This window comes from Arcicella rosea, assembly GCF_040543805.1.
Taxonomy (GTDB): Bacteria; Bacteroidota; Bacteroidia; order Cytophagales; family Spirosomataceae; genus Arcicella; species Arcicella rosea.
The window spans coordinates 48,903-57,440 of the sequence record NZ_JBEUMS010000025.1 but is presented as its reverse complement, the minus strand read 5'-3'; the positions used below and the strand labels follow the sequence as shown (position 1 = coordinate 57,440).

The following is an 8,538-nucleotide window of genomic DNA, read 5'->3' as shown; positions in this document are numbered from 1 at the left end:
GTAAAAGGGGCTGGAGCCTCCCTACTGTAGTGGAAGACACTTTACTAAAAAGGTATTTTCCCCATACAGGTATCCCTCATCAAATATGGATTAGAAATGGCGTGTTTTTCGGAGCGTCTGCTGCCTTAGAATATACCAATACCTATAACCTACACCGTGCATTAAACGGAGAGGCTTTTGTACTCTCACAAATCACTCCTCCTGTCAGTTTTAACCGTGATATTCCCCTCTTTCTGGATGGAAATGGTGGTAGTCTAAAGGATACCCGAATACGGTCTCTACTCTCCAAACGTATCAACGTCAATATCGGAGGAATCACCAGAAGTGCTACTAATATTCGGGCTTATAATGTACCATTCCGTAGCCTTATTTATGAAATGTACAGACTCGATATACCTTATGCTGGTAGATTTAATAGAATCGTTTGGGAGATAAGTGATTCACTCAAAGAAGAATTGATTGGCACACATAGGCAGAAAACAGGTATTTATGAAAATGACCTAACCTACTATCAATGGCTAAAAGAACATTCCTACTCTTACGAACTAGCCATTGACTCTTCCCTGAATATTTCAAGAGAAGCACTCTATGAGTTGATGGAACAAGATATCAACCGCTATTTCAAGCTTGAAAAGGGAATCATCGCCGTCTTGGGAAAAAAGAAATTGCCTTGTTATGCGATTATCAATCGAGATAGTCCATCATCTGTTGTTGGCTTTTCTAATCCTGTCTCTTCTAACTTAAAGGCTGAGAACTACTTTGTGATGGAGAACCAACCCATTGAACAACTCTCTAATTACATCATCGCTGTACTGGCACAACAGCCATATCCTATCATTGATAAGACTACCGCTAAACAAAATGTATCCATTCGGCTAAACAAAGCAAACTTGACCATCCAAGCTATCAAACAGGAGCTTAATAAGATTGGGCTCGATTTGGTATTACAGCAGCAGGAAATACCCGTCATCATCGTGAAATATGCAAACCTTTAATTCATTCATCTAATCCTTATCCCTTAATCTTCAAGCTAATGAAAAAACTCTTCTTAATGTTCATGTTATTAATGGGAAATTGCGCCATGCTTTATGCCCAACGATTAAAAAGCAGGGTACTGGATGCTACAGATTCACGCCCGATACAAGGAGCCTCTGTCAGGCTGTTGAGGGCTGCTACTGGTACCATCACGGATGCCAACGGTTCTTTTGAGATACTGAGTAAGTACCCAGCTGATACCCTTGTCATTTCAAGTATCGGTTTTAGTACCATAGTCCTTCTTGTTGACAATAGCCATTCATTACCTGCCAGTCTATTGATGAACAGGGAATCCTTTGCCCTTGATGAAGTGGTCGTTTCTACGGGATATGCTAAAATCAGTCGGGAGCGTGCCACTGGTTCTTTCACCCACCTTAGCAATGAGCTAATTAACAGGAGCGTAAGCCCCGACATCATCAGTCGCTTAGAGGGGGTTACGCCTGCTCTTCAGTTCTACAGAAGCACTGTAACACCCAAAGGAACCACCTCAGAGCTTAGAATCAGAGGGGTGAGTAGCATCTTCTCCGACACTGCACCGTTAATCGTGGTAGATAACTTTCCCTATGAGGGAGACATTAATAGTATCAATCCGAATGATATAGCGGATATTACAATCCTGAAAGATGCCGCTGCGGCATCCATTTGGGGTGTTCGGGCAGGAAATGGGGTTATCGTAATTAATACTAAACAAGGCAAATACAATCAAAAAACTTCCATTAGCCTTCAGTCTAATTTCACTGTTGGGGAAAAGCCAAATCTATTCTATAATCCTAACTTCTTGGCTTCACAGGAATTGATTGATTTTCAGCGATTGCGATTTCAACAGGGTGGTTTTCAGCAAAATAACTGGACATTACTGCCTGAGGCGATTGAGATACAGATTGCTAGACAAGAAGGAAAGCTTTCAGCTGAAGAAATGGAGCGGCAATTGAAAATACTAGCCACGAAGGACATCAGGAAAGAGATGCTCTCCAATCTTTATCAAAAGAGTCTGAATCAGCAATATGCGCTCAATATTTCAGGGGGGAATAATAGCCTGAAATATATTACTTCTCTTGGCTTTGACAAAAATCTTTCTGGGAACGTCGGGTTTAGTTCTTCCAGAATAACCCTCAATAATCAGTTTACCTACAAGTTAAGTCAAAAACTAGAACTCTTTACTGGTCTGTATTATGCCCTCCAGCATTTTAGCAATAACGGACTGGAGAGAACTGACCTTATTCCTCGGGAGGGTGGTGCCATTCAGTCTTATACAAGTCTTAGAGATGATTCTGGAATGCCGACTTATATTCCTTATAAATACCGCCAGACTTATATCGCTGCTGCGGAATCTCAAGGATTACTTAACTGGCAATACAATCCCCTTGATGAACTTGCTCTTTCTGATAAAACTTCCAAAAATAATGAAACAAGGATCAATGCAGGTATTCGTTATGCACTGATTCCAGATCTAGCCTTGGAAGTAAAATATCAGTTTCGTCTTGCTCAAGGAGCATCACGCCAATATTACGCTCCACAAACCTATTACGTCAGAGATCTTGTGAACCGATTTACCCAAGCGAATGGCACTAGTGTAATTCCTGTAGGTGGAATTTTATCGGGGAATCAAACCAGTGGCAATAGTCATTATGGAAGAGTACAGCTCAATTATAGTGGCTTCTTTCAGCCTCTGCACCATCTGCACCAATTGGATGCCTTGGCGGGGGCAGAAGTCAGACAAGACCGCTCTCAATCTGGACCAGGGTACTTGCTATATGGTTATGATGACCAAATACTCACCAGTGCTCCTTATCTCAATTATGAGACGAGTTATCAATTACGCCCTATTTCCTCGGGAAGAATACCTTCTCCTGTCAACGATATTGGGTATTTGACTGACCGTTATCTCTCTTACTTTGCTAATCTGGCTTATACTTACGATAAGAAGTATACGCTTTCTCTCAGTGGTCGCTGGGATGCTTCGAATATTTTTGGCGTAGCCACTAACCAAAAGGGTGTTCCCCTCTGGTCAGTGGGTTTTCTTTGGAATGTAAAAGAGGAGTGGATGCCAAATGTTGAGCAAATTGACTTATTAAAATTAAGGGCTACGTATGGGGTCAATGGAAATATCAATAAGCAGGTAAGTGCGCTTCCCAATATTTCTCTTTCATCTGGTGTCATTACTAATTATCCTTATGCACGTATAACCACTACCGGCAATCCTAATTTACGCTGGGAAAAAGTAGTGGTCTGGAACATGGCTACTGATTTTTCTTTCTTTCATAACAGGATAAGAGGAAGTCTGGAGTATTATGAAAAAGCTGGGATAGACCTGATAGGTTATGATTTTCTGGATCCTACGACGGGTATTTTCCAATCTGCTTCTGGTTTATATACCATTGACAACCGAATCAATTATGCCAATCTGCTCACCAAAGGTGCAGATATTGAAATCAATGGGGCTATTACTACGGGTAAGTTTAAATGGTCAACGGTACTAATGGCTTCATGGACACAAAACAAGGTAACCAAATACAATGCAGCGGAAGCGCCTACTTTGCTTTCTTTTCTTCCTGCCTCCAACGCTGGGCGTGCGCCTGCCTCTCAGGGTAAATCTGTGGATATACTCTATGCGTTGCCTTGGTATGGGCTAAATCCTACCACTGGTGCTATGCAGGTGTATGATAATAAAGCGGGTGTTGATGGTGCGCTGAGTGAAAACTATGCGGCTTACTGGGCTTCATTACAGCAAGCAAATCTCAAGGAAATGGGGGTTACTGTGCCGGTATTTTTTGGCAGTATCCGAAATATTGTTACTTGGAAAGGATTGAGTGCTAGTGTTAATGTGGTTTATAAAACTGGCTATCAGTTTAGAAGAAGTAGTATCAACTATTCCAATCTGATTAATTATGGCGGGGGGCATCGGGATTATGAAGCAAGATGGAAATCTCCTGGGGATGAATTACAGACTGCTGTTCCAGCAGTTACGCTTACTGCCAATACTACTCGTGATAATATTTATTTAAGTAATGAAAGGCTGATTGAAAACGGAGCGCATCTAAGGTTAAAAGACATTAATCTTAGTTACAAGCTCTCTGCTACTAAATTGGGACTAAGCAATGTATCGGTTTTCATGTATCTCAATAATGTTGGGATACTGTGGCGTGCCAATAAACAAGGCTTAGACCCTGATTTCCCGACCTCAGATTATCCTCAAGTCAGAACTTATTCTTTGGGATTTAAAATTGACATTTAAAACTTGAAAGCTTAAAAAAAATAACAACTTAACAACATGAAAAAGATATATTCAATCCTATATGGTCTAGGCTATTCTGTATGCTGTCTCTTGATGACTTCCTGCTATGGGGATTTCCTAGAAATTGAACCTAATCGTAAGCTGGCTGTGCCGACTACCTTAAAAGACTTAGATGCTTTAATGGACAATACTACTTTGCTCAATGCTAATGCTGTATTAATCATGGGTGAAATTGGGACGGATGATTATTATTTGAATGAAACAGATTGGAATTCACTGACCAACCCTTATCAAAAAAATGGCTATGTATGGGCTAAAGACATCTACGAAGGGCAGCAGTGTCCTGGATGGAATAATGCCTATCAGAAAATTCTCTATGCCAATGTTGTGTTGGAAAGCATTACTAAGCTTGAACGAAATCACAAAAATGAGGTGCAATGGAACAGGATAAAGGGAACTGCCTTGTTTTGGAGGGCATGGCAGTTTTTCCAATTGGCTCAGATTTTCTGTGACGATTATCAAAAGGAGACAGCTAATCAAAAAATGGGAATTCCGATTAGATTGTCTTCCGACATCAATCAGCTCAATGTAAGAGCGAGTATTGAAGATACTTACAGACAAATTGTACAGGATCTTACTGAATCTGTATCCTTGCTTCCTGCCATTCCTGAGGAGAAAACTCGTCCTTCTAAGCAAGCGGTGTATGCGCTACTGGCTAGAACTTATTTGCAAATGAAAGAATATGCACTGGCCAAAGAGCAGGCGGAAAAGTGTTTAGCTATCTCGGATGTATTAATATCCTATAGTGAGGTAAATAGTAATTTAAATTTCCCTTTTCCCCTGTATGCTCGTGGAAATACTGAGCAACCTTTGCTTGATGCCATGATTAGGACGCAGACATTTGCTTCTTTCCTGAAAATAGATACAACATTATTACGCTCCTACAAAGCTGGAGATTTAAGAGTTGCTACTTATTTTTCAGCATCAAATGGATACCATGTTTTTAAAGGTACCTACAATGGTTATGCCACCTACAATCCTTTTCCTGCCCTTGATGAGGTTTATCTCATTAGAGCAGAATGTAATGAGCGATTGGGGAATCATGATGATGCGCTGAAAGGTCTTAATAACTTACTAATTCATCGCTATCAAAAAGGGGCTTATCAAGCTAAAACGATGGAGAACACTAAAAATATCCTGACGGAAATTTTAAATGAAAGACGTAAGAGTCTAATATTTAGAGGAGTAAGATGGAGTGACCTAAGAAGGTTAAGAACAGAAGCTGCTTATGCAAAAACGATTGTTAGAGTACTCGGTAATAAAAGATATGAATTATCCCCTGAGCAAGAGCATTTATATACATGGCCTATCCCTGACAATGTGATTAATCTGGGCGGTATTACTCAGAATGCTAGATAAATGTAATATCCGGTGCTTCAATTTTAGAAGCACCGGATATTTTTTAGTCGAACCCCATGATTGTACTTATCTAATATTTTAACAATATTCCCTAGCGGTAGATTTACTTGCTTTATCATTTTCTCTATGCTATGAATATGCGAAAGTTTTAAAAGTTGATTGAGGTTATTAGCAATACCTATCAATTGTTTTTTAGCGTTTTGCTCTTCTTCGGTAAATACACTTTGAACCTTCCACTTGAGTATAATCTAACGAATGTAGGCTACTCTTGATATTTTTAAGCCTTTTCTTTTTGTTTAATCTCTTCAAATTATGTCTAGGTGAACCTAGCTGGAATAACACCTGCTAAGGCGTCTTCTAATCTAAATCGTCCTGATTGTTATGGCTTCTTTACTTCCATTGGTTTTGATATTTTAGGTTGATGTGTAAAATTATTCCTTCCTCAAAAAGTGCTTGCACGGTAGTTTATGTATACATAATCTCCATCTTGCTTCACTACTCAAGTAGTAAAAAAGTATTTAACCCTTTACTAAATCAATACTCCTATCTCAATTCCTTAATCTTATACTAATTTTATACTAATTATTCATTAATTTTATATTAACTATCTTTTTTACACTAATCTTATACTAATTTGACATAAATTTTACATTATGAATCTTTTTGCTCGAATTCGTATAAATATCATATAATCATCTCAATTTTAGGGGATAAAGCAGTTAAATTAGCTGTTAATTAAACAACTATCCAAGCCCTTTTTTCTAGCTTAGTAGCTACAAGGTTTACACATACCACCAACTATATTCTCTCAGTATTTACGCTATTCTTACTTCATTAAAACTCTTCTCCCTCCTACTTACTGATTGTTCCTTCCAAATGTTATTCTTTGATGTCTTAGGTATTTTCTGACTAAACATTCATTTTTTTTATGTAGAATATATGTTCTAACTTTACAGTTATGTTAAGCTTAGACGGCTGTATATTAGTACATAATATTTTGTATTTTTCCGATACTGCTAAAAAATATTAAAACATGTCGATACCCTTAAATATATCCACCATTCTACAAGGTAAAACAGTAGAATCAGAACGATTAGAATTTAAAAAAAGTTGGAATCCAACTGCTATCATGCGAACTGTTGGAGCATTTGCTAATGATTTTGAAAATTTAGGAAGTGGATATATTGTTGTAGGTATCGAAGAAGAAAACGGTATGCCCAAGCGTCCAGTTTATGGTTTTCCAACAGAGGACTTCGACAAAGTGCAAAAGCAAATGCTTGGTTTTTGTAATTTAATTCGTCCTGCCTATTTCCCTAAATTATCACTTGAAGAAATTGATGGAAAACATGTATTACTAATTTGGGTGAATGCTGGTAGTAATCGTCCTTATGAAGTACCCAAAGATGTACTTAGTAATCAAAAAGAATACGCTTTTTTCATTCGTCGGTTTTCAAGTACAGTGCAAGCCAATACTGATGAACGCAGAGAGCTAATCAATTTAACAGCTAACATTCCTTTTGACGATAGAGTAAACCACAGAGCAAGTATCGCTGATATTTCCTCTATTTTGATACAACAGCACCTCAACGGTATTAATAGTCGGCTTTACGAAGAATCGTTTAGGATTTCACATTTAGAACTATGTCGTCAAATGAATTTGGTTGAAGGATCAGACGAGTACGTGTTGCCAAAAAATGTAGCTTTAATGATGTTTAATCCGCATCCTGAGAAATTCTTTCCAGCTACTACTATTAATCTTACTGAATTCCCTAATGGTTTAGCGGGTGAAAGCTTCATTGAAAAGAATTTTGATGGGCCTATTCAACAGCAATTAGTTGATGTATCAAATTACATCAAAAATCAGGTTATCAAATCAAAAACGGTAAAGATAAAGGGAGAAGCCATCGCAAAATCTTTTCATAATTATCCATTTGCTGCGATAGAAGAAGCTTTAGCTAATGCTGTTTATCATAAAAATTATGAGATTAGAGAACCCATAGAAATACGAATTCTTCCTGACTGCCTTGAAATTATTAGTTATGGAGGCACTGACCCATCTATTCGTAAAGATGATCTTAATAATGGCGTTATTCGTGCAAGACGCTACAGAAATAGGCGTATTGGCGAATACTTAAAAGAACTTCGACTAACAGAAGGTAAAGGTACAGGGATTCCAACTATTAGAAAGGCACTTGAAAACAATGGTTCACAACCTGCTTACTTTGATACAGATGGAGTAGATAGACGTTTTTTTATCGTTACTATTCCTGTTCATCCAGATTTTATTCCTTTAACAACAGTCCAAAGTAACCAAGATAAGCCAGAAAGTAACCAAGATGTTCAGAAAAGTAACCAAGATGTTCAGAAAAAGGAAGTTCAAGAATATACTCTTCAAAGGCTAGATAATGAGTTATTTATGCCAGAGCAAACTATCAAAAAATCAGTATTGATACGAATGCTAGAGGTATTGAAATATTGTGTTATAGCGAAATCGAAGGTAGAAATTCTACAACATATTTCCCTAAGTAAACAATCGAAGAATTTTCATCAATACTTGGAACCAATGATAAGTAAAGGACTTATTGAACGAACACAACCTGACAAGCCAACAAGTAAACATCAAAAGTATTTTACCACATCAAAAGGTAAAAGTTTATTTATCAATAATCACAATGTTTGAAGTTACTATGTAAATTGTATTCTATTTTACATAGTAACTTATCTTTGTATTTACTCCCTCCTATTTGGCTCATTTTATAAAGCTGTCCAAAATCTAACTACGAGAAAAACCCCGTCAGCATTTATTTTAATTATTTACATTTAAAAAAAATAAAAACCTAACTAATATT

5 protein-coding genes are annotated in these 8,538 nt (G+C 37.7%); 4 read left to right on the top strand and 1 reads right to left on the bottom strand.

The window, feature by feature from the left end; genetic code table 11:
- From ABID42_RS23210 to ABID42_RS23200, 3 genes are all read left to right on the top strand, one after another.
- Positions 1-995 (top strand): hypothetical protein (locus ABID42_RS23210; RefSeq protein ID WP_367285691.1); only part of this gene is annotated, 995 nt, incomplete at its 5' end.
- A 38-nt stretch (positions 996-1,033) separates the two neighbouring features.
- The gene (locus ABID42_RS23205) at positions 1,034-4,270 is read left to right on the top strand and encodes a SusC/RagA family TonB-linked outer membrane protein (RefSeq protein ID WP_367285690.1); all 3,237 of its coding nucleotides are present in this window, start codon (positions 1,034-1,036) and stop codon (positions 4,268-4,270) included.
- A gap of 36 nt (positions 4,271-4,306) precedes the next feature.
- Positions 4,307-5,689, top strand: coding sequence for a RagB/SusD family nutrient uptake outer membrane protein (locus ABID42_RS23200; protein ID WP_367285689.1), 1,383 nt, complete (start codon positions 4,307-4,309; stop codon positions 5,687-5,689).
- Between the two features lie 23 nt (positions 5,690-5,712).
- On the opposite strand, the gene ABID42_RS23195 is transcribed toward ABID42_RS23200, so the two are convergent.
- On the bottom strand, positions 5,713-5,874 hold the full coding sequence (locus ABID42_RS23195; RefSeq protein WP_367285688.1) for a hypothetical protein: 162 nt from the start codon (positions 5,872-5,874) through the stop codon (positions 5,713-5,715).
- Positions 5,875-6,722: 848 nt separating this feature from the next.
- Between ABID42_RS23195 and ABID42_RS23190 the strand changes: the two genes are divergently transcribed.
- Positions 6,723-8,369: an RNA-binding domain-containing protein gene (locus tag ABID42_RS23190; protein ID WP_367285687.1), complete on the top strand. Its 1,647-nt coding sequence runs from the start codon at positions 6,723-6,725 to the stop codon at positions 8,367-8,369.
- Positions 8,370-8,538: the final 169 nt, after the last annotated feature.